Below are 21,201 nucleotides of genomic sequence, written 5' to 3' on the forward strand. Positions count from 1 at the left end.
TTTTCCGACCAGACCTTCATATGCCTCACGCCAGGAGGCTTCTGCTGTCTTCTGTACATTTGTATATCTGCTTCGGTCATTTTTTTATTTTCATAGTATTCCTCCTTTAGAAATTCCGGGAAATCTGCATACTTTTCTGAAGAACGGGTAATGCGTAACAATATAAGATATTATGAGGAGGATTTTTTATGGGAAGCCAGGCAGGACAATCACTAAAAATCGGAGCCAACTATACAGCGAAAGAGCTGGACAGCTTCGTGGAAAATACGCACGTCACATTAATCGCTACAAATGAGAATTATTTATTCAGCGATCCTAACCGCCAGTATAAGGTCATTCATGAAGTACAAGGCTACTTCGATCATTCAAAGGAAATCGGCGGCAAAGAGTATATTGAGAAAAAAGCCTATATTGTAGAAAAAGCATAAAATATCTGCCTCTGCCGCCTGCAGAGGCTTTTATTATGTCAATAAAGCAGTCGCTTCTGAAATGACAGCCATTGTCCGGCCCTTAAAGGAAGGCGGCACACTTTCATTTTTTTCATTTTTATAATAAAACGCATTATTCTCTTCTAAACGAATATACCCCAGGGAAAGCAGTGCCTGCTGAAGAGAAACAGGAAGCTCCGGCGTTCCTTCCGATTTTATGTAAGCGGCAGAAGGATAAACATGTACATCTATATCTCCTTTGCCTGTATCAATGACAATAAGATCCTCGGGCTGGCGGGACACCCAGATTCCTTTGGAATAAACAGAGATTCTTGCTTCTTCCAATGATGCCACACCTTTGAGGTTGATGCCAAATACAGAATCGATCCACATCCGTGCTCTTTCTCCATCCCGATGCGCTTCCTGCTCCAGGCAGTCCTGCAGCACTTCCCATTTGGGAAGATTCATAATCTCAGCGTCGGTAATCGGCTGACGGTTCTCCGCCGCCGCTTCCATCACCGGATCGCTGTAACGTTCCTGCTGTAAGCCTTCCCCGCGGTCTGAAATTTCTTTCAGATCCAGGTCAAATATCTGCTTTACCGTTTCGTGAACTGTCTTTAAGTACCCGCTTTCTGAATGATTTATTACCTCATCCATCTGGTTTAGCTTTGACTGCTTTTTCGATTCTTGATTCATCCATTCCACTCCTATGTAGTTATCAATGATAGAAAGAAAGCATGAGGCCGGGCGGACGCGGCATCATGCTATTATCGTCCTAAACGTGCTGGACGTTCTCCCGGTGAATGAGTTCAAGTCGATCATCCACTTCTGCTTTAGACAGTTCATGTTTAATAATATAGCGGTTTCTCGGCGTGACACGGCATTCATGCGTGCAGCCTCTCATATATTTATCTTCATTTTCTTCCGAGCAGAGGATCTGCTTATTGCATTCAGGGTTGCCGCAGTTAACGTAGCGCTCGCACGGCTGCCCGTCAAAATGGTCACGGCCTACAACGACATGCTCGAGCTGATTAATAGGAACACTCAGGCGTTCATCGAAAACATAGCAATTTCCGTTCCACCCGGCCCCTTTTACTTCTTCATCTTTTCCGTAGGTGACGATGCCCCCATGAAGCTGAGAAACATTTTCGAAGCCTTCTTCTTTAAGCCAGCCGGAAAATTTTTCACAGCGGATGCCGCCGGTGCAGTATGTCAGAATCTGTTTTCCTTCAAATTGTTCTTTATTTTTTTCTATCCAGTCCGGCAGCTCTTTAAAAGAGCGGATGTCCGGACGTACAGCCCCTTCAAAATGGCCGATATCATACTCATAGTCGTTACGTGCGTCAAGAACAATCGTATCTTCACGCTGCATGGCTTCATAGAATTCTTTCGGGCTTAAATAGTCCCCGGTCTGCTCTTTCGGATCAATATCATCTTCCAGGCGCAGCGAAACAAGCTCTTTCTTCGGACGCACATGCATTTTTTTGAATACATGTCCTTCCACTTCATCTATTTTAAAAATAGTCTCTGCAAAATGTTCATCATGGCGCATGGCGCGGATATATTTTTCGGTCTGTTCCACCGTACCGGAAACGGTGCCGTTGATCCCTTCGGACGCTATAAACACACGCCCCTTTAAGCCGATATGCTTACAGTAGTTCAAATGGGCGGCCGCTTTCGTTTCCGGATCGTCAATCGTTACATAATGGTAGTACAATAATACCCGATACTGCTGGTTCTCTTCCATCTTTTATCACCTATTGTTTTATATTTGCAAGATATAAACTCGTAAGGCTTATTACACATACGATTTTCTTACACTGTACTATTGTATAGAGTTCCACTATTTTTGACAACTTTTCTTTCTTGAGCACTTTTTTCTATTTTTCCCGCGCCGGACGAAATACCGAAGACAGAATAAGCAGAGCGCTTCCCATGACTGTAGCCGCTAAAGCTACAGGATGGGCCGGTATGAGAAAATAGTAATCGGTAATTCCGGCTATAGGAAAAAATCCCATGAAAAACAGGATTAGTCCCGCGATTCTCATTAGTAGCGGCTTCATTGTTTACCCCTTTGTTCCTTTTTATTTCATGTTCTTTAGTATAGCAAAAAACCGGTGCAGACGACATCACCGGTTTTGCTGGTATATTTTGCTTTTCTATTTGTACATCAACGTCTGCAGGTGACGAATATTCTTGATAACAATATGATTTTCCTGAAAATCAATAACATCCTCATGCTTCCAGCTGTTTAAAAAAACGGTTCACGCTTTCTCTGGTCAGACCGATTAACGCGCCTATTTCTGTATTGGTGAGCCTGACCGACAGCTTTCGCCCTTCCGGACAGGGGATGCCAAAGGAAGCATCAAGTTCGAGAAGCGTCGAGGCCAGTGCCTCTCTCTTGCCATACAACAGCAGATCCCGGCACCTTTTTTGATACAAGTACTGCTTTCTGCCGACCCACCTTGAAAACTCAACGGCAAATTCTCCCGATTCCCTCATCAAATCTTCCAACGAACCGGCAGAGATAACCAAAGCCTCCACTTTTTCCAGTGCTACCGCTCCATAACTGTAAGAGCCGTCGACCTCTCCGTAGTACTCCCCAATCAAGTCCCCTTCATTAATAACGGCATAAATAATCTCCCGGCCATCTGAAGTCGTTTTCTGGAGCTTGACCTTTCCTTTTCGAATAAAATAAAATTCATCAGCACGATCTCCTTCGAAGAAAAGGTAGCTCCCGCGGCACTTATGAATCACCGGCCGCTGCATCCGGCTTTGCAGCCGGCGAAATGGATCATCATAAAGAAAATCACGAACCGCCTGGCTGTTCTTTAAACGCGCCGGCTTTCAATGGAAGAAGCAAAGGTCATGGTTATCACTCCCTTTACTATTTACCTTAATCATAACAGGTGCAGCACTTCTTTGTATGCGCTTAATTGGAAAAAATTTGTTAACTTTCCTGCTCGGTCATTCGAACATGAGCACATCACATTTAGCCCGCCTTGCAATTTGTTCGGACACACTTCCTATAATAAAACGTTCTACGGCTCCCAGACCGGTGGCTCCCGCAATAATAAGGTCTGCTTCGTATTGTCCGGCTGTTTCTTTTGGGATTTTCACTTTAGGAGACCCATGCTCTAGTACAGGCGTTACTTTTCTGACTCCCGCTTCATTTGCCTGCTTTCGTAGTCATCAACAAGTTCTTGGCGTAGTCTTCGAGACCTGCAATAAAGGCGGAGCTGTAATGTTCAATTCTGTTATAGGAGCTCGTGTCGACAACGTGGCAGATAATCAGCTCTGCATCTTCCTTTTTAGCCAGAGCGATTGCTTTTTTGAAAGCATTTTTAGATTCTTCTGATCCATCCACAGCTACTAGAATTTTTTGATAGGTTTCCATTGATCATTACCCCTTTCAAAGGTAGTTTTTTATCTACTCTTAGTATAATAGGTCTTTGTGCATAATAGTGTGATTTACATCACAGGGAAGCATACTAAAATTGACAATCTTAAGGCATCGCATGAAAAAAAGAAGCTGCCGGAAAGGGACAGCTTCTCTGTTTGTTACGATTCAATAATAAACGTTGTCTGGCCATAGTTAGGCTGAAACGATGTATCATGCTTTACTTTTTTTGTTAATTGTCCATTCTTGTCTGTCTTAAACGTCAGCTCAAATTCTTTTCCTTCTAAATCTTCTGCGTCAAGGAGACCATCTACGTGCAGAAGCTGGCCTGTCGTTCCGTGTGCATCTCCACTTTCAAGCACCGCTTTCGTAAAGGCCAGATTTCTTTCTGAAGTCGAGGCATTGGTTACGTATACTCTTTCCATATCCTTATCTCTCCTTTTATCATTCATGACCTTTGTATTCCCAAAATGAAGAGCAGCAACACTTCTTTTATAAAAATCCCTCTCGTCAAAAAAAGCCACCCTTTTCCAGGACGGCTTCATTCTTTTATTTGTTTTTGTTTTCAGCTTCTTCGAGCTCCTGCAGACCTTTATGCGTCTGTGGAAATCCGTTTGCCTGCCATTCTGATTTATGGGCGGAATCCAGCTGGGAAAGACCTTCTTCTGAAGGATCTATTTGAGCATCCACGCTCTCTCTTTCGTCTATTTTGGGGGAATTACTGATTTCTTCTTTTTCTGAGCGCTGCGGCAGTTCCTTTTGGCTGTTCTTGCAGGTGGCTGCCAATACGACAGCTGCTACAGCAGCAAAAACTGCGACCAGGCTCCATGTACAGTTCGAAACATTTTTCATACATTTCTCCTCCATCTTTATGCCAAAACCGTTTTGTTCGGCACCATCGGCATATATATAATCTATCTTTATTGTATGTATCCTTTTTCCGCCTCCTTGAAACCCCCTGAGGTCCATCAGCCGAAGGAAAAAACAGGAGTGTCGCTCCGAAGCGTGTTGTTTGCTATACTTACAAGTATTAAAATAAAATGCCTGAAGGAAAATATCCGGAAAGAAAAGGTGTCTGTATGGAGATTTCTATCGTACAAATTGGAAAAATGCTATATTTAGTCCTGTTTGTTGGATTTGGGCTGTTTTTTTGCCTATAATCATTTTCAGGAAGGCGATATGGTTTGGATGATTGCTTTTTTATTAGCTTCTGTTATCCCCTGCATTCTTATCGTAAAGGAATGGAAGGCAATTAAAGAAGCCAATGCCCACAACAATGAATCTTCTAAATAAACGAAGGAGGAAGATCAATGAGTTATTCTATTGATGTCTTTACCCAGCCCAACTGTGAATCCTGCCTTAAAATAAAAACGTGGATGCAGGAACAGAATATCTCCTATACGGAGAAGGATATCGTGAATGATCCGGCTGCGAATAAAGAATTCGGCGAAGCCGGCCAGAAATTTGTTCCTTATACTGTTATCAGCATAAAAGATAAAACGCTCAGCGTTGTAGGACCAAACACGAAAAAGATTGATAATATTCTCCGATTGAACGGGGCTTACGCTAAAAAGAGGTAATCCTGAACAATATCAGGCTGTATATTTTAATCCCCGTTGCCTTTCTGAGGCATCGGGGATTTTTCTGCTCTTTGATTACAATGCAGGTCTTCCCGCCTGCGTATGACGGAAAAACTCAATAGCATCTATAAACTCGATATCGTAATATTCTTCTACTTCTTCCAGACTGTAAAGCCTCATGCCATCACGGTTTTCCAGGGCAAACATATAATCATGACGCAGCCTGTCCATCGGCTCTTTGCCCAAAAACTGGTGCTCATATTCCCCGTACTTTTCCTGAAAGCTCTGCGTGAATTCCAGTATCGTGTCAAATGACAAGTCAATAAATGCGTGTACAAGCACTAATTTTTTCTTTCGGTAGGCTATGGCTCTATAATAATTACCTCGTTCGTCCTTAATGACATCTTTATATAAGGAAATATCCATTGTCCTGCCCCCTTTTCCTGGTGTACATCTATTATACGCCCAATCAGAAAGGCAGAAAACGAATCTGCTTCACTATTAATACAGTTTTTCCACGGATGTATAAAATAGTAGACAGCTTTGTGACAGAGTGAATAAAACAGTTTTGGCGGAGCGAAAAAGGATCGCCGAAGAACTGGGGGAGGATCGTATCCATCGTGTGCTTCATCTTGTCAATCAGCTGCTTAAATACTTGTTCTTCGGTGTACATGGTTGTTTCTCTTCCCTGCAGCCATTCCAGGTAGGAAACAATTACGCCCCCTGCATTAGCCAGAATGTCCGGAATAATCACGGTGCCCTTATTGCTTAAGTACTTATCTGCTTCTGCTGTAATAGGAGTATTAGCTCCTTCAACGAGCAGCTCCGCCTTTACATCTTTCATGTTGGTTTCGTCTATAACATTCCCAAGCGCTGCGAAAAATAGAGCGTCCACGTCTAATGTAATAATATCATCCCGTTCCATGATATCGGCTTCTATACCCAATGCCTTTATCTCTTCAGCAGTTTGGGGAAGATCTCCTTCATTTTCTTTTGTAAATGCGGCAAGCACAGGCACCGCCAGACCGTCCGCATTATAAAGCGTAACATTTCTATCATCACTGACGGCTACAACTTTATTATTGAGGCGGGAGCAGTGATACGCCTCCAGTGCAGCGACAGAACCGACATTTCCAAAGCCCTGTACGGCAATTTTCAGCGGCTTGTCTGTGTATTGTACCGCCGTTTTCAGAAAGGCATTTGTACTGTCCGGATAATCTTCTTTATGTTCTTTAAGAAAATCATGAAGGATGTAGCGAAAGGTAAAATAAACGCCTTTTCCTGTGGCTTCTCTTCGTCCGAGCGACCCGCCATTCAGAACACTTTTTCCTGTGAAGCTTCCTCTGTATGACTCTCCAGGATGAATGTTCTTAAACTCGGCCATCATCCAGTCCATTTCTCTTTCGCTTGATCCTACATCAGGTGCAGGGACATCCTTATCTGTGCCGAGAATATCGGCAAAGTACTGCACGTATTTTTTGCAGATTAGATTCAGCTCTTTTTTATTATAATCCCTCGGATTGATGGAAATACCGCCTTTGGCACCGCCAAATGGCACATCATGAAGCGCGTTTTTAAGAGACATCAGCGATGCAAGAGTAATCGTCTCTTCTTCGTTTACACTCTCGTGAAAACGAATGCCCCTTTATAAGCCCAAGCGTGTTATTATGCTGCACACGAAAAGCGGGAATCCGAACTACTTTATCGTCGCGCAGCGTCACCCTTAGAAAAGACTTATGAATATGATTAGGTGTGGAAAGAATGGACAGAAGAGAAGAAAAAGCTTTGTCTCTGGCATCACCCTGTAAATCGGGAAGAAAATCCTCTTTTTTCATCAGCGCCTGCAGAGAATGCTCTATAATAGCTTCTGTATTATCCATCATACTGACAGCCCCTTTCGATTATGTATTTGCTCTTTCATCTATTCCACTTTTCTGCCGGGAATAATCACCGGTTTTTCAGATGAAGGCTTTGGCGTGTATGGTCCGGAATGTGGTACAATTCATTTTAGAAGATAAGCTGGAAATGACATTCTTATAGAGGAAAGAGAGCTTTTTATGCAGACAAATGAACGGGCACTCAGAGAAAAAAGTATTGTTTTTATCGGATTTATGGGCGTTGGCAAAACGACCATAGGCAGGCTTGTAGCAAAGAAACTGTACCGGTCTTTTATAGATATTGATGAAGTCATCGAACAGGAATATCAAATGCCGGTGCCGGAAATTTTCAAAACCATCGGAGAGAAAGAATTCCGGGAAAAAGAAAAGCAGCTTATTCAGCATTATGCCCAGCAGAAGTTAAAGATTATTTCTGTCGGCGGAGGCGCTTTTATGCAGGAAGAAGTCGCGAAACCTGTATGGCTAACTGCATTATCTTTTATCTTGATATTACATGGGATTCCTGGAAAGAACGCCTCCATATGATTGTGGACAACCGTCCGGTACTCCAGGGACGGAGTCTGGAAGAAATTGAAGAGCTGTTTAATAAACGGAAAATGATCTATTCGGACCACAGTTCCAAGATGGTTACAGACCAGCTGAATGAAGAAGAAGTGGCAGAGTATATTACAGATTCTTTAAAAGTAGCATGGGAAATGAACGACTAAAACCGATGGCTCAGGCACCATCGGTTTTGTTCTGTTTATTCGTCAAAGAAGACTGCCGGACTACCAGATCCGGCTGTAAAATTACCCGTTCTTCTGCTCTGGCAGGATCCTTTATTCTTTCGTGAAGCAGTTTGGCTGAAAAGCTTCCGATCTGTTCAGCATGGGAAGAAACGGTGGATAAAGAAGGATAGGACAACACCGATGCCTCCTGCGCGTTATCAAATCCGACCACTGCCACATCTTCTCCCGGTACATACCCCAGCTGCCTTAATTCCTGCATGACCCCAAAAGCAACCAGATCATTAAAACAGAACAACGCTTCAGGAATGATACCATGTGCTTCAAGATGACGAACGGCTTCTATACCGCCGGCGCGTTCTGCCGAACTCTCTACTATATATTTATCTTCTACTTCTATTCCTGCCTGTTTGAAAGCACGTTCGTATCCTTGTCTGCGTTCCTTCCAGGCGGACGATTCAGCGTCCCCGCCAAGAAAGCCGATACGTCGGTGCCCTTCGTTTATCAGGTGATTGACGGCAAGAAATGCTCCCTCTTCGTAGTTAATGCCGACATAGTCTTTTTTTATACCTTCAATTTCCCGCACAGCCAGAACAAGAGGAAGGTTCCATCGGGCCGCGTCTTCCACATTTTCAATTGACGCTTTTGACACCGGGCATAAAATAACCCCGCCTACCCGGTTTTCCATCATTGTAGAGAGCAGTTTTTTTTTGTTTTTCAATCGAATCAAACGTCGTACCGAGTAAAACGGTATAGCCTTCCTTTTCTAAAGCCTGATGCACTCCTATAAGAAGATCCGAATAAAAGGGGTTTGCAATATCTGTAATAATCAAACCGACCGTGGTTGATGTCTGTTCCCGGAGGCTTGCGGCCACTCTATCGTATACATAACCGAGCTCTTTCATCGATTTAAGCACTTTGTCTCTTGTCGGCTGGGAAATACTTGGACTGTTCCGAACAATTAAAGAAGCAGTTGCCCGGGAAACTCCCGCGTGTTCAGCTACCTGCTTTAAAGTCACCCGTGATTTATTCTGTTTCATGATTTACACTTCCTTCGGATGTCCCTGGAGTAAGCGGATTCAATCTCTTAATTATACGTAGCTGCAAAATCGACTGTCAACCCGCCTCTTCCTTAAGTTAAATAGTCTACCACTGCATGAAGTGCTTCTTCCGCGTCGTTACCTTCCGCCCGGATGTTTATCGCATCTCCATTTCCCAGATGTATAGTAATAAGACCAAGCAGGCTTTTCAGGTTAATTTCGTGCATCATGCCTCTATACATTTTTGTTACATACACTTCTGCCTCGTACTGCTGCATTCTGTCACTAAGCTCGATGATTGTCTGTTCTTCCTCAATGTGTACGGTAACTTCCTGTTCGCGTCTCATCCGATCCATCCTTTTTTATTTATTATAGTAAAAACATCGTAAGCTGAGGAATGAAAATAAGAATAAACAATGTAAACAGCATTGCTGCAAAAAAGGGCAGCACGGCTTTGGACAGAGATTCAATGGAGATGCCGGAAATACCGGAAGCGACAAATAAGTTCACGCCAAGCGGAGGGGTAATAAACCCTATAGCCAGGTTAACAATCATAATAATTCCAAAATGTACCGGGCTGTATCCCAGTTCTACTGCAATTGGCAGAAGAAGGGGTGTTAAAATAATAATAGCCGCGAGCGTATCCATGAAGCACCCGATCACAAGCAGAATAGCCGTAATAATCAGGATGATAACAATCGGATTTTCAGATAAGGACAGCATCGCCCCTGCTACCTGACCTGGAATTTGCTCGATCGTCATAATCCTTCCAAATACGGTAGCTGTGCCGATAATGATTAATACAGTAGCTGTTGTTAGTGCGGAATCCGCAATAATTTTCGGAAGATCCTTAAGCTTCAACTCTTTATATAAGAGAGTGCCTGCGATCAGACCATAAACTACTGCTACGGCAGCCGCTTCTGTAGGTGTAAACACTCCTCCGTAAATTCCTCCAAGAATAATAACAGGAATAATGAGCGCCCACTTGGCCTCCCAGACGGCTTTACCTAATTTGCTGAAAGTAAATGGAACACCGGTCCCATGATATCCTTTTCTTCTGGAATAAATATAAGCATAGAGCATCAAACCAAGGGCAACTAATATTCCGGGAACGATGCCGGCTATGAATAAGTCGCCGACCGAGGCTCCTCCTGTGATACCATATATCACCATTGGAATACTTGGCGGAATAATGACCCCCAGCGCGCCGGAGGCCGCTACCAGGGCTGTTGCAAATTTTTTGTCATATCCCATTTTCACCATAGCAGGAATCATAATTCCACCAATAGCCGCAACAGTTGCCGGACCGGAACCGGAAATAGCCGCAAAGAAAAGGCAGGTTATAATGGTTGCCATTGCAAAACCGCCGGTCTTATTCCCGACTAATGTGTTGGCTACCTCAAACAAACGGTTTGTCACTCCCCCTTTTCCCATTATCTCACCAGCCAGAATAAAGAATGGCACTGCCATAATCGGAAAAGAATCGACGGATGTCACAAGGTTCTGCACTATATATTCCACAGGCAGAGCCCCCGAATAAAGTAATGCAATTAATGAAGCCACTCCTAAAGCAATACCGATCGGCACGCTGATCAGCAGCAGAAACGCAAAGCTTCCGAATAAATATACTGCGGTCATGCTCTTCCCCTCCTGCCATCTATGCTTTCTTCGAGTTCATCGCTTACGCCGTAATTATCCGTCATTCGATCAGCGGTTACTTCCTCTTTATCTACTTTGCCGCCTCTTAAAAAAGTATACTGTTTCATCATCTGCTGAATAAGACGGATAGCTGTTGCTCCCATCCCTACCGGAGTGGCAAGATAAACCAATCCCATTGGGATGCTGAGAGCAGGAGAAGCCTGGCCCCATCCCAGAATGTATACAGCAATAGAAGATCCGTACACTACAACAAACAACGCAAACAGCAGAAAGATAAAGTTAGCCGCAAAATTCAACACTACCTTCCCCTTATCTTTAAATAAAAGGAGCAGTACATCTACTTTAATATGGCGCTGTTTTTTCACGCCGTAGCTGATACCCATATAGACCAGCCAAATAAAACAATACCTGGCCAGTTCCTCCGACCATTCCAGAGAAGAACCGACGATAAAACGCATAAAAACCTGTAATGAGATCGATCCAACCATAATAACGGAGAAGAACACGAGAAATAATTCCTCAAAATGCCGGTCGAGCCATTTAATCGCTTTCATAATCATCTCTCCTTTCTTTCATTTACTCTCTGCCGGACGCTTCTAATATGTCATCTACTAATTCTTCTCCGTTTTCTCTTCTAAATTGATCAATCACAGGATCGGCCGCGTCAATAAAGCGTTCCTCTTCTTCTTCTGTCAGCTCAGTAACTGTCATTCCTTCTTCCTCTAATAGTTCATAGCCTTCTTCACTTTCCAATGCATTTAATTCTCTTTGATGATCTTTTGCTTCTTCTGCAGCTTCCGTCATAATATTCTGTTCATTTTCAGTTAAAGAATCCCAAAAAGGTTTGCTGATCATAAATACACTTGCATTATATATATGATTTGTATTCGTAATATAAGGCTGTACTTCAAAAAAATTATCATTGGTTACATTACCTACCGGATTTTCCTGACCATTTACCGTCCCCTGCTCCAACGCTACGTAGAGTTCTGTGTAGTTAATAGGCGTTGGGTTGGCGCCGAATTCATTCCAAAGAGAAATATGCAGCGGATTTTCAAGTGTTCTTATATCCAGGCCATTAACATCTTCTATGCTTTCCACTTCCCTCACTCCATTAGTCAGCTGCCTAAAGCCATTTTCCCAATAGTTCATGCCGATAACGTTTTGATCCGGAAGGTCCTGCAGCAGGTCTTCTCCAATAGGTCCGTCGAGTACTTCATGGGCACTTTGTTCATCTGGAAATAAAAAAGGGAGGTCGAGTACTTCAAAGCGTTCTGCAAACTGTGCTACAGGTCCGGTGGAAATAGTCGTTCCCTGAATCGTGTTAAGCTGCATTCCCTCGAACACTTCCCTGTCTCCGCCCAGCTGTCCGCTTGCATATACCTCTACATTGACGCTTCCATTTGTTTCTTCTTCTACAATTTCTTCAAATTTATATAACCCTTTTGTTAACGATCGATCTTCTGACGTTACTACCGCCAGCCTCATCGTTTTTTCATCTTCAGACTCTTCTCCAGAAACACCTGAACAGCCTGCAGCCATTAGACAGCACCCAGCTCCTATAAGACTTGTTTTTATTTTTTTCATGTTTCTCCTCCTTATCTTTATCAAGTAAGCGCATACATATTTTTCATTTTATTAGATCGATCTAATAGACGGATCGACCGGTACTCAATTTATTCTTTTTCATGAATATTGCCATCTTACCTCACTCAATTATTTTATTCAACAACTTCTTTTACGTGATAGTACATTCAAAAACCCGTTCACTTTAAAAGAGAACGGGTTTTTATAGTAAATGCTTATTTGTGAAACATTGTCATCAATGCGTGATACAATTCGACGCACTGGAAAGTGACCAGGCTTAGTGCTGTAAGCCCCATTGCTCCCATCATGACAAAGCGGAAGCTTTGTAGAAAATGTGCTGCAATCATGTAATCATCTCCTTATTGAGATTATCATACTCCCTTCCTTGAAAAAATCAAGCATTTTTCACTAAAATTGTTAAAAAAAGTTCACAATCTACTATTGTTTTTTATATAACGTTTTTTCAAATGGTACTTACGAAGCTCCCCAGCAAACGCTGTTGAGCGCTGAATAATAGCTTTATTTTTCTGCTGTATTCATTTTTGTATCCTCCAGCATCCGGCTCACTGCAGTCAACTTTCCTTCCATATGTATGGTCTCCCACTCATCTTTTTCTTCTGCTGTTACTTCAAAGCCGTGCTTTTTCCAGAAAGAAAGTCCTCCTTCCAAAAATAACTGAGTGTGCAGATAAAGCGTATGGTAATGATGCCGGCTGCAAAAGTGAAGAAGTTCGGTGAGTAACGCCGTGCCGACCCCTTTTTGACGCATGGAAGGATCAACATAGCATTTAATAATTTCACACGTTTCTTCCAAATTATACCTTCCCTTTAGGGAGACAATTCTATCATCGTAAGGTCTTACTGCTATCGTACCTGCAATAACCCGTCGATGTAAGCACCGATTATGACAGTACCCTGCGGCTTTATGAACCGTTCATTCATGTATTGCGCATCGAGCCTGGCCGTTTCCGTTAATGGAAATGGAAAAGCTTCTTTCATCGTTTCAAGCAGAAAACGACCGGCTTCTTTCGTATCATCTTCCTGTAGTTCTTTTATGTACAGCAAGGCTGGTTCCCCTCTCCTTTTTCTATTCTTATTTATTTTCTTATACATTCCTTCAAGAAGAAAGCTTTAATTCTTTTCATTTTTTTGTAAAGTGTTTGCTGTCCCTGCCGATAATATAAGTATAAAGTCCTTAATTCAGTTTATAATAAGCCAAAAACAGGACAATAAGACTATATTTTATATAACGTTGAGAAGGGAAGCTGAAAAATGAAACGTATGAAACAATGGTTCACCTTATCCACTATACGAGGAAAGCTGATTACTTATTTTCTTCTCATTGGGCTTCTTCCAGTTACTATTGTATCGTTTCTGCTTTTTTATACGAGCAGTGATGAGATTATTGCAAAAGAAGAAGAGTCTGTACAAGCTTCTACTGAATACACAGCAGAAGCGATGAACAGCTGGGTCGATAAGCATCTAGATGAAATCCGTCTTGGTGCCGGAACCGAAGATATTCGGGGCAATGATCCTGATACGCAGCTCCAGCTCGTAAATGAAATTCAGGCTCAGAACGATAACTATGAAACCGTTGTATTTACGGACGATGAAGGAATAGTCCGTGCTCACACTATTGCGGAAAATATTGATACATTGGATTTGTCCGATCGTGATTATTATCAGAATGGGATGAACGGAGAGGAATCCACATCAGAAGTTCTCACATCCAACTCTACTGGAAACCGTATTGTGGTCGTTGCAGCTCCTGTGATAAATGACGCCGGTGACAACATAGGCGTCTTGTCTGCTTCCGTTAATTTTGAAAACGTCGTGACTCAATTTTTAACAGATGATAACAGTGGTTTTGCTTCAGCTGAACCTATTCTTATCGATCAGCAGAATGTGATCCAGGTTCATCCGCAGGAAGATCTAATCGGTACTACGACAGAAGAAGCAGGCTGGAGCGGCGAATGGAACAGCCTGCTTGAAACCGGTAAAACGGAAAGCGGCTATGCTACGATAGAAAGCGGCAGTAACGAAGAGCTGGTTGCCTACTCACCAATCGCAGCAGCCGGTTTGTCGCTGTTCACTGTAACTTCAATGAATGATGTTCTCGCAGCCAATGATGCTATCCAATGGATCAGCATCACTGCCATTCTTATTTCCGCTGCACTTATTGTTGCTGCCGCTGTCTTTATTGCTAAAAACATCAGCGTTCCTTTGAACAAGGTAGCAGAGCAGGTCCAGCTCGTTGCGGACGGCAATTTAACCGGAGACGAACTGGCAGTAAATCGTAAAGATGAAATCGGAACGCTTGCCATTAACAGCAATGCAATGACGGCCAGCCTTAAGGATTTAATCTCCCAGCTGGCTGTAGGCTCAGACCTTGTAAAGACCTCCTCTCAGGAACTCCTGACGAGCTCGGGTCAGTCTACAGACTCAACAAAAGAAATTACAGCCTCTATTCAGGAAGTGGCTGCCGGATCAGAAAAGCAGTCTGAAGGTGTGATGGAAAGCCTTCAATCCATGGAGGAAATGACAGAAGGCGTCCAGCAGATGGCCGACAGCTCTTCTTCTATTTCAGACAACGCCGGCCAGACGCTCGAAATTGCCGAAAAAGGTGATCAGCGAGTGCAGGAAACCCTGGATAAAATGAAATCCATCCAGCAGTCTGTTTTACACTCTACAACCATTACGGAATCGTTGAACGAAAGGTCCCGGGAAATCGAAGAAATTCTTCAGGTTATTACAGGCATCGCCGAGCAGACTAATCTTCTTGCATTGAACGCAGCTATTGAGGCCGCCCGAGCAGGCGAGCAGGGCCGCGGTTTTGCAGTCGTAGCCGATGAAGTCCGTAAGCTGGCAGAAGGTTCCCAGGATTCTTCGAAACAGATTGCTAAAATTATTAAAGAAATCCAGCTCGATATTACGGAATCCTCTCAGTCAATGGGTACAGTCACTACAGAAGTAGAAGAAGGATTATCTATTGCTGAAGAATCCAAGATGACTTTTCAGGAAATCGTCCAGCGCACCAGTAAAGTTGCAGGTCAAATTGAAAATATGGCTGCGGTATCTGAAGAGATGGCCGCTGGATCCGAACAGGTCGCTGCCTCGTTTACGAGTATCGCGTCGATTTCCCAGAACACGACAAGCAGTACCCAGCAGATCGCTGCAGCTTCCGAGCAGCAGCTTGCTTCTAGTGAAGAGATCAATGCAATTGCCCAAACGCTGCATCTTCTTGCAGAGGAACTAAATGGGCTGGTTGGAAAATTTGAAACAACCCAAAAATAAATAAAGTTTCAGTGGAGGTTTCCGCAGGCACAGCCTGCAGGGACCTCCATTTTTTTAATTTTATCATTTCCTAAAATAAAATATCGAAGATAGAATGTTTAAGATGCTCTTGAAAAGGAAATGAAAACCAATATGTAAATATTACACAAAAGGAGTTTTCATACATGGTTCAAGACCCACGCACTAAATATTATAATAACGACTATCCTAAACAATATCAGGAACCACCTGGTGTACAGAAATATATGGATCCGCAGCCGGACTGCGGCGAAGAAAGCTATACAGGCACCGGCCAGCTGAAAGGACGCAAAGCTCTTGTAACCGGCGGCGATTCCGGCATCGGCCGGGCAGCAGCTATTGCTTACGCTCGTGAAGGAGCCGATGTTGCTATTAACTATCTTCCTGTAGAAGAGCCGGATGGCCAGGAAGTTAAAGAACTCATCGAAAAAGCAGGTCAAAAAGCTGTGCTTATTCCAGGAGACCTTCGTGATGAAACCGTCACGCGTGAAATTGTACAATCCGCTGTCAAAGAGCTCGGCGGCCTCGATCTTCTCGCTATGGTTGCCGGAAAGCAGCAGGCCGTGGAAGATATTGCCGATTTAACGACAGAGCAGATCGTATCAACCTTTGAAACTAATGTTTTTTCCATGTACTGGATGACGCAGGAAGCCCTTCCTCATATGCCGGAGGGCAGCTCCATTATTACGACTACTTCCGTGGAAGGGTACGACCCATCCCCTATGCTGCTTGACTATGGTGCAACAAAAAGCGCTATTATCGGCTTTACAAAGGCACTTTCCAAACAGGTAGCATCTAAGGGTATTCGGGTTAACTCCGTTGCTCCAGGACCATTTTGGTCACCGCTGCAGATTTCCGGCGGACAGCCTCAGGAAAACATCCCGAAATTCGGAAAAGAAACGCCGCCCACTCCAATAGAGCGGGCCGGACAGCCGGTGGAGCTTTCCGGTATTTATGTTTTTCTTGCTTCTGAACAATCAAGCTACGTAACAGGTCACGTGTACAGTGCTACCGGCGGATTAAACGCCAACTAATCTTTTTATAAGAAAAATGGGGACCGATCTCAGGATCGGTCCCCATTTTTGTATATATGACTTACTAATACTGTCCAAACGTCCAAGATGACGCATGCTCCATAGAAGAGCCGTCTCCCAGAACGCCATACAAAACAATGACAGCGGCGAGATAAAGCACGCCGGAAATAATCCAGGTCAGAATCGTTTTATCCATCAGCCGGCCCTCCTATGCTTGATTTTCTGAAGTCTGAGCGAGTTTGTTACAACAGATACGGAGCTGAAAGCCATTGCCGCACCGGCAATCCATGGTGCCAAAAGGCCTGCAGCTGCGATAGGAATACCAAGCGAATTGTATAGAAATGCAAAGAAAAATTCTGCTTGATGTGCGCATCGTTTTCCGGCTCATTGTTACGGCATCAACGACGCTTAGAAGATCGCCGCGCATCAGCGTCACATCAGCAGCTTCAATCGCAATATCTGTCCCTGTTCCAATAGCCATGCCAATATCCGCGGCAGCCAGAGCCGGAGCATCATTAATCCCGTCTCCGACCATCGCTGTTTTTTTCCCTTCCTTTTGAAGCTCGCGAACATGGAATGCTTTTTCTTCCGGAAGCACTTCAGCCAAGACTCTTTCAATACCGACCGTTGAGGCGATAGCCTGGGCCGTTTTTTCATTGTCCCCTGTCATCATAACCACTTCGAGACCCGCTTCTTTCAGCAGGCGGACGGCTTCAGCAGATGTTTCTTTTACCGTATCTGCTACAGCGAGCGCGCCCATATATAATCCGGCGGAGGAAATAAGCATAACTGTTTTCCCTTCGGCTTCGAGAGCTTCAACCGCCTCCCGGGCCGACTCAAAGTCTATGCCGTTTTCTTCCATCAGCTTTTTGGTTCCTGCAAGTATTTCCCTTCCTTCTACTTCCGCTTGTATACCTTTGCCGGGTATGCTTTTAAAAGATGCAGCGGAAAACAGAGAAGCTTCTTCTTTTTCAGCCTTTTCCATAATCGCTTTTGCTAGTGGATGCTCCGAATCTTTTTCAGCAGAGGCAGCTATAGAAAGAAGCTCTCTTTCTTCTTCCGGACGGACTGCCAGTATATCAGTCACTGCCGGACGGCCTTCTGTAATCGTACCGGTCTTATCAAGAATCACTGTATCGATGCTTTGCGTGCTCTCCAGGTATTCCCCGCCTTTGAACAGAACTCCCATTTCTGCCGCACGGCCGGATCCTGCCATGATGGAGGTTGGTGTCGCGAGACCAAGCGCACAGGGACAGGCAATAACCAAGATAGAAATAACAGGAATCAACGCTGTACCGAATTCACCCGGTGCAATCCAGATCATCCAGACAGCAAAGGTGAGAAACGCTATTCCGATAACCGTTGGTACAAAAATACCTGAAATACGGTCAGCGAGGCGCTGGATATCTGCTTTTGAATTCTGTGCTTCTTCAACGACTTTAATAATACGCGCAAGCGCCGTATTTTTTCCGACCCTTGAAGCCTGCACACGCAGTGATCCGTTGCTGTTCATCGTTGCACCCGTCACCGCGTCGCCTGCTTCTTTATCAATAGGCATGCTTTCACCAGTAAGCATGGATTCATCGACAGAAGAACTGCCTGAAAGGATTTCTCCATCCACTGGAATTTTATCCCCGGGACGAACCAGCACAATGTCTCCCTGCACTACCTCTTCAACAGGAAGAGTCATCTCTTCACCGTTTCGTTCCACAAGCGCCGTTTTCGCCTGAAGGCTGAGCAGCGATTGAATGGCCTGTGAGGTTCGGCCTTTAGCCCGGGCTTCGAAGAGTTTTCCGAGCACGATCAGTGTGATAATAACAGCCGCTGCTTCAAAATAAAGCTCCGGCATTCCCATCGAGCCTGCGGCTGTCCATTCCAGACCTAAATAAATACTGTAAAAATAGGCCGCAGAGGTTCCCATGGCAACGAGAACATCCATATTAGCGCTTTTATTCCGAAGCGCTTTGTATGCTCCTTTGTAGAAAGGAGCCCCGACTATAAACTGAATAGGAGTGGCCAGCGCCAGCTGTACCCATGGATTCATAAACATTGCGGGCACCCAGATAAAGGAAGTGAATTCAAAATGGGTGACCATCGTCCAAAACAATGGAAGTGCCAAAATCAATGAAAAATAAAACCTTCCTGTTTGTACGGAAATATCATGCTCCCGCTTAGAAGCGGTTTCACTGCCGCTCTCGGTTTTCTGCTTTAATTCATATCCCATTTTATCGACAGCTGTTTCCATATCTTCCGGCTGGATTGTTTCTGGAAAATACTCCACGGATGCTGTCTCCGTGGCAAGATTCACTGCAGCATATGACACGCCGGGAAGCTTGTTCAGCTTCTTTTCTACTCTGGTCGAACAGGCGGCGCAGGTCATGCCCAGAACATCAAATTCTGTTTTTTCCTGTTCCACATGGTATCCGAGAGCCTCTATTTTATCTGCCATTTCTTTTTGAGACACGCTGTCCGCATCGTAGGTAATCGCAGCCAGCTCCATAGCAAGGTTTACCTGGGCTTCCTCTACTCCGGAAAGCTTCCCTACCCCTTTTTCAATTCGCGAAGCACAGGCCGCGCAGGTCATACCGGATATATCAAAAGTGACTTTTTTCTCGTTGGACAATGTAAATCCCCCTTTATACCCTATAAGGGTATATGAAATACAAAAATATAAGCAGGGAGCCCCTGCTTAAGAAACGACGTCGTATCCCTGGTCATCGATAGCTTCCACGATATCTTTATGGTCTGTTTTCGTTTCATCGTAATCTACAGAAACGGTTCCTTTTTTTAGATTCACATCAACAGACGACACCCCGGAAAGCTCTCCCACTCCGGATTTCACTGCTTTCACACAATGATCGCAGGACATTCCTTTTACGTTTAATGTTTCCAAAGCCATATAAAGTCCTCCTTTATTTTCATTATGATACTTCCATTATATACCCTATATAGGTATATGAAAAGCTTTATTTCAACATTTTTCCCATTACACTCATTAGTTCCTGAATAGACTCTTCACCATTTCCCTGCTTAACTGCGCTGGAAACACAGTGATTCGTATGATCTTCCAGCAAAGCAAGCGATACTTTATTGGTTGCGGATTGAATGGCTGCGATCTGGTTAAGAATATCCACGCAGTAGCGGTCGTTTTCCACCATTTGATGAACTCCTCTTACCTGGCCTTCAATACGTTTCAAGCGATTGAGAAGCTGTTGTTTATTAGGCTGAACGGTACCTTTTACGCTTATTTCTTTTTCCATGCTAAAGCCCCCTTTTTATACATATACCCTGTATTTATTTTAGTTTAACAAAAAACGGAATTATTTCCTAGAGAAATAATTCCGCTTCTGATTATTTAAGCCGCTGCCTCTTTTTGATAGGCTGCTTTTTTGTTCATTCTGGCTACGTTTGCCAATATTCCAAGACATAGCATAGAAACAAGCAGGGAAGATCCGCCGTAGCTTACCATCGGAAGCGTAATGCCTGTAATCGGCATCAGGCCGGTAGCCGCCGCCAGGTTAAATAACGCCTGCATTAATAGGAAAAACACAATGCCAAATGACAGCAGTTTTCCAAATGTGGTTGTACTTTTTCTGCCAATTAAAAATCCTCTCCAGGCAATAACGGCAAAACAAAGCACTACAAATAGTAAACCGAGAAATCCAAGTTCTTCTGCGATAACGGCAAAAATAAAGTCTGTATGAGGCTCCGGAAGATAATGCATTTTCTGGACGCTCTGTCCAAGACCTGTGCCCGTAACGCCTCCATTAGCCATCGCAATATAGGATTGAATAAGCTGATGCCCGCTGCCTTCTGCCTCCCATTCAAATGGGTCCCGGAAAGCAACCAGCCTCTGCATCCGATAAGGCTCCTGCACGGCAAGAATTGTAACAACTGCGGCCGCAAGGCCCCCCAGCACACCAAGATGCTGCCAGCGCGCTCCTGATAAAAATACGATCGTTCCACCGATCAACAAAATCATCATTGCGGTTCCCAGGTCAGGCTGGAGCATGATCAATGCGAAGATAAACACTACAACGACAAGGGGCGGAAGTACGCCCCGGATAAAGCTTGTGATATAATGCTGTTTTCTGGAATATACATGTGCTAAGTAAATAATAATCGCCAATTTCACAAATTCAGAAGGCTGAATCTGTATAGGACCGAATGACAGCCAGCGCTGCGATCCATTGACTTCGATACCTACAGCAATTACTGCCAGAAGCATCAATATGCAGGCTCCTATAATAAAAGGAGTTAATTTCTGATAATATGTATAAGGGAAATGCACCACAAAAATAAATACTACAGTACCTAAAACAAAAAATATTAACTGTCTGCTGATGAAATGAAGCGGATTATCAAACAGGTCAATACCGAGTGGAAAACTGGCACTGTATACCATAATTAATCCAAATACTGCTAATATAAAAGAAGCACCTATGAGAGGCCAATCGTAAAAACTCCATTTTGTTTTCATATAAACGCCTTTACCCCTTTTCAAACGATCATTCACGTGTTCACAGCCCGCTTTTTACA

General features: G+C 43.9%; 22 protein-coding genes and 5 pseudogenes. 5 read left to right on the plus strand and 22 right to left on the minus strand.

What is annotated here, in order from left to right:
* Nucleotides 1-188: 188 nt before the first annotated feature.
* Complete coding sequence (locus MMY81_RS27550; RefSeq protein WP_252315309.1) at nt 189-428, plus strand: hypothetical protein; 240 nt, start codon at nt 189-191, stop codon at nt 426-428.
* A gap of 33 nt (nt 429-461) precedes the next feature.
* On the opposite strand, the gene MMY81_RS27555 is transcribed toward MMY81_RS27550, so the two are convergent.
* The 7 genes and pseudogenes from MMY81_RS27555 to MMY81_RS27585 all read right to left on the minus strand — a co-directional run bounded on the left by MMY81_RS27555 (nt 462) and on the right by MMY81_RS27585 (nt 4,680).
* On the minus strand, nt 462-1,124 hold the full coding sequence (locus tag MMY81_RS27555) for a hypothetical protein (RefSeq protein WP_252315310.1): 663 nt from the start codon (nt 1,122-1,124) through the stop codon (nt 462-464).
* A gap of 79 nt (nt 1,125-1,203) precedes the next feature.
* Entirely contained in the window at nt 1,204-2,175 is a 972-nt protein-coding gene (gene trhO, locus MMY81_RS27560) for an oxygen-dependent tRNA uridine(34) hydroxylase TrhO (protein WP_252315311.1), read from the minus strand.
* Between the two features lie 133 nt (nt 2,176-2,308).
* Nucleotides 2,309-2,491 carry a hypothetical protein gene (locus MMY81_RS27565; RefSeq protein ID WP_252315312.1) on the minus strand — a complete coding sequence of 61 codons (183 nt, stop codon included), beginning with the start codon at nt 2,489-2,491 and terminating at the stop codon, nt 2,309-2,311.
* Between the two features lie 172 nt (nt 2,492-2,663).
* Complete coding sequence (locus MMY81_RS27570; RefSeq protein WP_252315313.1) at nt 2,664-3,185, minus strand: Crp/Fnr family transcriptional regulator; 522 nt, start codon at nt 3,183-3,185, stop codon at nt 2,664-2,666.
* 210 nt (nt 3,186-3,395) lie between these two features.
* Nucleotides 3,396-3,825, minus strand: a pseudogene (locus MMY81_RS35935) (universal stress protein).
* A 164-nt stretch (nt 3,826-3,989) separates the two neighbouring features.
* A complete protein-coding gene (locus MMY81_RS27580; protein WP_252315314.1) occupies nt 3,990-4,253 on the minus strand; it encodes a hypothetical protein in 264 nt (87 codons plus the stop codon).
* Nucleotides 4,254-4,377: 124 nt separating this feature from the next.
* Nucleotides 4,378-4,680 carry a hypothetical protein gene (locus tag MMY81_RS27585; RefSeq protein ID WP_252315315.1) on the minus strand — a complete coding sequence of 101 codons (303 nt, stop codon included), beginning with the start codon at nt 4,678-4,680 and terminating at the stop codon, nt 4,378-4,380.
* Nucleotides 4,681-5,138: 458 nt separating this feature from the next.
* Between MMY81_RS27585 and MMY81_RS27590 the strand changes: the two genes are divergently transcribed.
* Nucleotides 5,139-5,408 carry a glutaredoxin family protein gene (locus MMY81_RS27590; RefSeq protein WP_252315316.1) on the plus strand — a complete coding sequence of 90 codons (270 nt, stop codon included), beginning with the start codon at nt 5,139-5,141 and terminating at the stop codon, nt 5,406-5,408.
* Between the two features lie 75 nt (nt 5,409-5,483).
* Here the strand turns inward: MMY81_RS27590 and MMY81_RS27595 are convergent, their stop codons facing one another.
* The gene (locus tag MMY81_RS27595) at nt 5,484-5,834 is read right to left on the minus strand and encodes a hypothetical protein (protein ID WP_252315317.1); all 351 of its coding nucleotides are present in this window, start codon (nt 5,832-5,834) and stop codon (nt 5,484-5,486) included.
* Between the two features lie 43 nt (nt 5,835-5,877).
* A pseudogene (locus tag MMY81_RS27600) lies at nt 5,878-7,291 on the minus strand (Glu/Leu/Phe/Val family dehydrogenase).
* A gap of 174 nt (nt 7,292-7,465) precedes the next feature.
* Between MMY81_RS27600 and MMY81_RS27605 the strand changes: the two are divergent.
* A pseudogene (locus MMY81_RS27605) lies at nt 7,466-8,013 on the plus strand (shikimate kinase).
* Between the two features lie 10 nt (nt 8,014-8,023).
* Here the strand turns inward: MMY81_RS27605 and MMY81_RS27610 are convergent.
* The 8 genes and pseudogenes from MMY81_RS27610 to MMY81_RS27640 form a co-directional block, all read right to left on the minus strand.
* Nucleotides 8,024-9,074 (minus strand): annotated as a pseudogene (locus tag MMY81_RS27610) (LacI family DNA-binding transcriptional regulator).
* An 89-nt stretch (nt 9,075-9,163) separates the two neighbouring features.
* Nucleotides 9,164-9,418, minus strand: coding sequence for an HPr family phosphocarrier protein (locus MMY81_RS27615; protein ID WP_252315318.1), 255 nt, complete (start codon nt 9,416-9,418; stop codon nt 9,164-9,166).
* A gap of 22 nt (nt 9,419-9,440) precedes the next feature.
* Nucleotides 9,441-10,709: a TRAP transporter large permease gene (locus MMY81_RS27620; RefSeq protein WP_252315319.1), complete on the minus strand. Its 1,269-nt coding sequence runs from the start codon at nt 10,707-10,709 to the stop codon at nt 9,441-9,443.
* Nucleotides 10,706-11,284 carry a TRAP transporter small permease gene (locus MMY81_RS27625; RefSeq protein ID WP_252315320.1) on the minus strand — a complete coding sequence of 193 codons (579 nt, stop codon included), beginning with the start codon at nt 11,282-11,284 and terminating at the stop codon, nt 10,706-10,708. The genes MMY81_RS27620 and MMY81_RS27625 overlap by 4 nt, the downstream gene beginning before the upstream one ends.
* Nucleotides 11,285-11,306: 22 nt before the next feature.
* Nucleotides 11,307-12,317: a DctP family TRAP transporter solute-binding subunit gene (locus MMY81_RS27630; protein ID WP_252315321.1), complete on the minus strand. Its 1,011-nt coding sequence runs from the start codon at nt 12,315-12,317 to the stop codon at nt 11,307-11,309.
* A gap of 215 nt (nt 12,318-12,532) precedes the next feature.
* Complete coding sequence (locus tag MMY81_RS33520) at nt 12,533-12,664, minus strand: hypothetical protein (RefSeq protein WP_256497878.1); 132 nt, start codon at nt 12,662-12,664, stop codon at nt 12,533-12,535.
* A 172-nt stretch (nt 12,665-12,836) separates the two neighbouring features.
* The gene (locus MMY81_RS27635; protein WP_308215512.1) at nt 12,837-13,196 is read right to left on the minus strand and encodes a GNAT family N-acetyltransferase; all 360 of its coding nucleotides are present in this window, start codon (nt 13,194-13,196) and stop codon (nt 12,837-12,839) included.
* Nucleotides 13,181-13,381, minus strand: a complete 201-nt coding sequence (locus MMY81_RS27640) for a hypothetical protein (RefSeq protein ID WP_252315322.1) — start codon at nt 13,379-13,381, stop codon at nt 13,181-13,183. The genes MMY81_RS27635 and MMY81_RS27640 overlap by 16 nt, the downstream gene beginning before the upstream one ends.
* Before the next feature lie 207 nt (nt 13,382-13,588).
* On the opposite strand from MMY81_RS27640, the gene MMY81_RS27645 reads away from it, so the two are divergent.
* Both MMY81_RS27645 and MMY81_RS27650 read left to right on the plus strand, forming a co-directional pair.
* The gene (locus tag MMY81_RS27645; RefSeq protein ID WP_252315323.1) at nt 13,589-15,610 is read left to right on the plus strand and encodes a methyl-accepting chemotaxis protein; all 2,022 of its coding nucleotides are present in this window, start codon (nt 13,589-13,591) and stop codon (nt 15,608-15,610) included.
* Nucleotides 15,611-15,774: 164 nt separating this feature from the next.
* Nucleotides 15,775-16,662 carry an SDR family oxidoreductase gene (locus MMY81_RS27650; RefSeq protein ID WP_252315324.1) on the plus strand — a complete coding sequence of 296 codons (888 nt, stop codon included), beginning with the start codon at nt 15,775-15,777 and terminating at the stop codon, nt 16,660-16,662.
* 64 nt (nt 16,663-16,726) lie between these two features.
* On the opposite strand, the gene MMY81_RS33525 is transcribed toward MMY81_RS27650, so the two are convergent.
* The 5 genes and pseudogenes from MMY81_RS33525 to ftsW form a co-directional block, all read right to left on the minus strand.
* Nucleotides 16,727-16,858, minus strand: a complete 132-nt coding sequence (locus MMY81_RS33525) for a hypothetical protein (RefSeq protein ID WP_256498014.1) — start codon at nt 16,856-16,858, stop codon at nt 16,727-16,729.
* Nucleotides 16,858-19,246: pseudogene (locus MMY81_RS27655) on the minus strand (heavy metal translocating P-type ATPase). Before MMY81_RS27655 ends, MMY81_RS33525 begins: the two are co-directional and overlap by 1 nt.
* A gap of 105 nt (nt 19,247-19,351) precedes the next feature.
* Entirely contained in the window at nt 19,352-19,561 is a 210-nt protein-coding gene (gene copZ, locus MMY81_RS27660; protein ID WP_252315325.1) for a copper chaperone CopZ, read from the minus strand.
* A gap of 67 nt (nt 19,562-19,628) precedes the next feature.
* Complete coding sequence (locus MMY81_RS27665; RefSeq protein ID WP_252315326.1) at nt 19,629-19,922, minus strand: metal-sensitive transcriptional regulator; 294 nt, start codon at nt 19,920-19,922, stop codon at nt 19,629-19,631.
* A 95-nt stretch (nt 19,923-20,017) separates the two neighbouring features.
* Nucleotides 20,018-21,142: a putative lipid II flippase FtsW gene (gene ftsW / locus MMY81_RS27670; protein WP_252315327.1), complete on the minus strand. Its 1,125-nt coding sequence runs from the start codon at nt 21,140-21,142 to the stop codon at nt 20,018-20,020.
* Between the last annotated feature and the right edge of the window lie 59 nt (nt 21,143-21,201).

The sequence above is a fragment of the Sinobaca sp. H24 genome (assembly GCF_023845525.1).

Excerpts from the sequence above, each read along its gene's own strand:
- MMY81_RS27615 (WP_252315318.1), bottom strand. The coding sequence starts at position 9,418 with ATGAGACGCGAACAGGAAGTTACCGTACACATTGAGGAAGAACAGACA.
- MMY81_RS27625 (WP_252315320.1), bottom strand. The coding sequence starts at position 11,284 with ATGAAAGCGATTAAATGGCTCGACCGGCATTTTGAGGAATTATTTCTC.
- trhO (WP_252315311.1), bottom strand. The coding sequence starts at position 2,175 with ATGGAAGAGAACCAGCAGTATCGGGTATTATTGTACTACCATTATGTA.
- MMY81_RS27585 (WP_252315315.1), bottom strand. The coding sequence starts at position 4,680 with ATGAAAAATGTTTCGAACTGTACATGGAGCCTGGTCGCAGTTTTTGCT.
- MMY81_RS27650 (WP_252315324.1), top strand. The coding sequence starts at position 15,775 with ATGGTTCAAGACCCACGCACTAAATATTATAATAACGACTATCCTAAA.
- MMY81_RS27555 (WP_252315310.1), bottom strand. The coding sequence starts at position 1,124 with ATGAATCAAGAATCGAAAAAGCAGTCAAAGCTAAACCAGATGGATGAG.
- copZ (WP_252315325.1), bottom strand. The coding sequence starts at position 19,561 with ATGGCTTTGGAAACATTAAACGTAAAAGGAATGTCCTGCGATCATTGT.
- MMY81_RS27590 (WP_252315316.1), top strand. The coding sequence starts at position 5,139 with ATGAGTTATTCTATTGATGTCTTTACCCAGCCCAACTGTGAATCCTGC.
- MMY81_RS27565 (WP_252315312.1), bottom strand. The coding sequence starts at position 2,491 with ATGAAGCCGCTACTAATGAGAATCGCGGGACTAATCCTGTTTTTCATG.
- MMY81_RS27645 (WP_252315323.1), top strand. The coding sequence starts at position 13,589 with ATGAAACGTATGAAACAATGGTTCACCTTATCCACTATACGAGGAAAG.
- MMY81_RS33520 (WP_256497878.1), bottom strand. The coding sequence starts at position 12,664 with ATGATTGCAGCACATTTTCTACAAAGCTTCCGCTTTGTCATGATGGGA.
- MMY81_RS27580 (WP_252315314.1), bottom strand. The coding sequence starts at position 4,253 with ATGGAAAGAGTATACGTAACCAATGCCTCGACTTCAGAAAGAAATCTG.
- MMY81_RS27595 (WP_252315317.1), bottom strand. The coding sequence starts at position 5,834 with ATGGATATTTCCTTATATAAAGATGTCATTAAGGACGAACGAGGTAAT.
- MMY81_RS33525 (WP_256498014.1), bottom strand. The coding sequence starts at position 16,858 with ATGGATAAAACGATTCTGACCTGGATTATTTCCGGCGTGCTTTATCTC.
- MMY81_RS27620 (WP_252315319.1), bottom strand. The coding sequence starts at position 10,709 with ATGACCGCAGTATATTTATTCGGAAGCTTTGCGTTTCTGCTGCTGATC.
- MMY81_RS27550 (WP_252315309.1), top strand. The coding sequence starts at position 189 with ATGGGAAGCCAGGCAGGACAATCACTAAAAATCGGAGCCAACTATACA.
- ftsW (WP_252315327.1), bottom strand. The coding sequence starts at position 21,142 with ATGAAAACAAAATGGAGTTTTTACGATTGGCCTCTCATAGGTGCTTCT.
- MMY81_RS27665 (WP_252315326.1), bottom strand. The coding sequence starts at position 19,922 with ATGGAAAAAGAAATAAGCGTAAAAGGTACCGTTCAGCCTAATAAACAA.
- MMY81_RS27630 (WP_252315321.1), bottom strand. The coding sequence starts at position 12,317 with ATGAAAAAAATAAAAACAAGTCTTATAGGAGCTGGGTGCTGTCTAATG.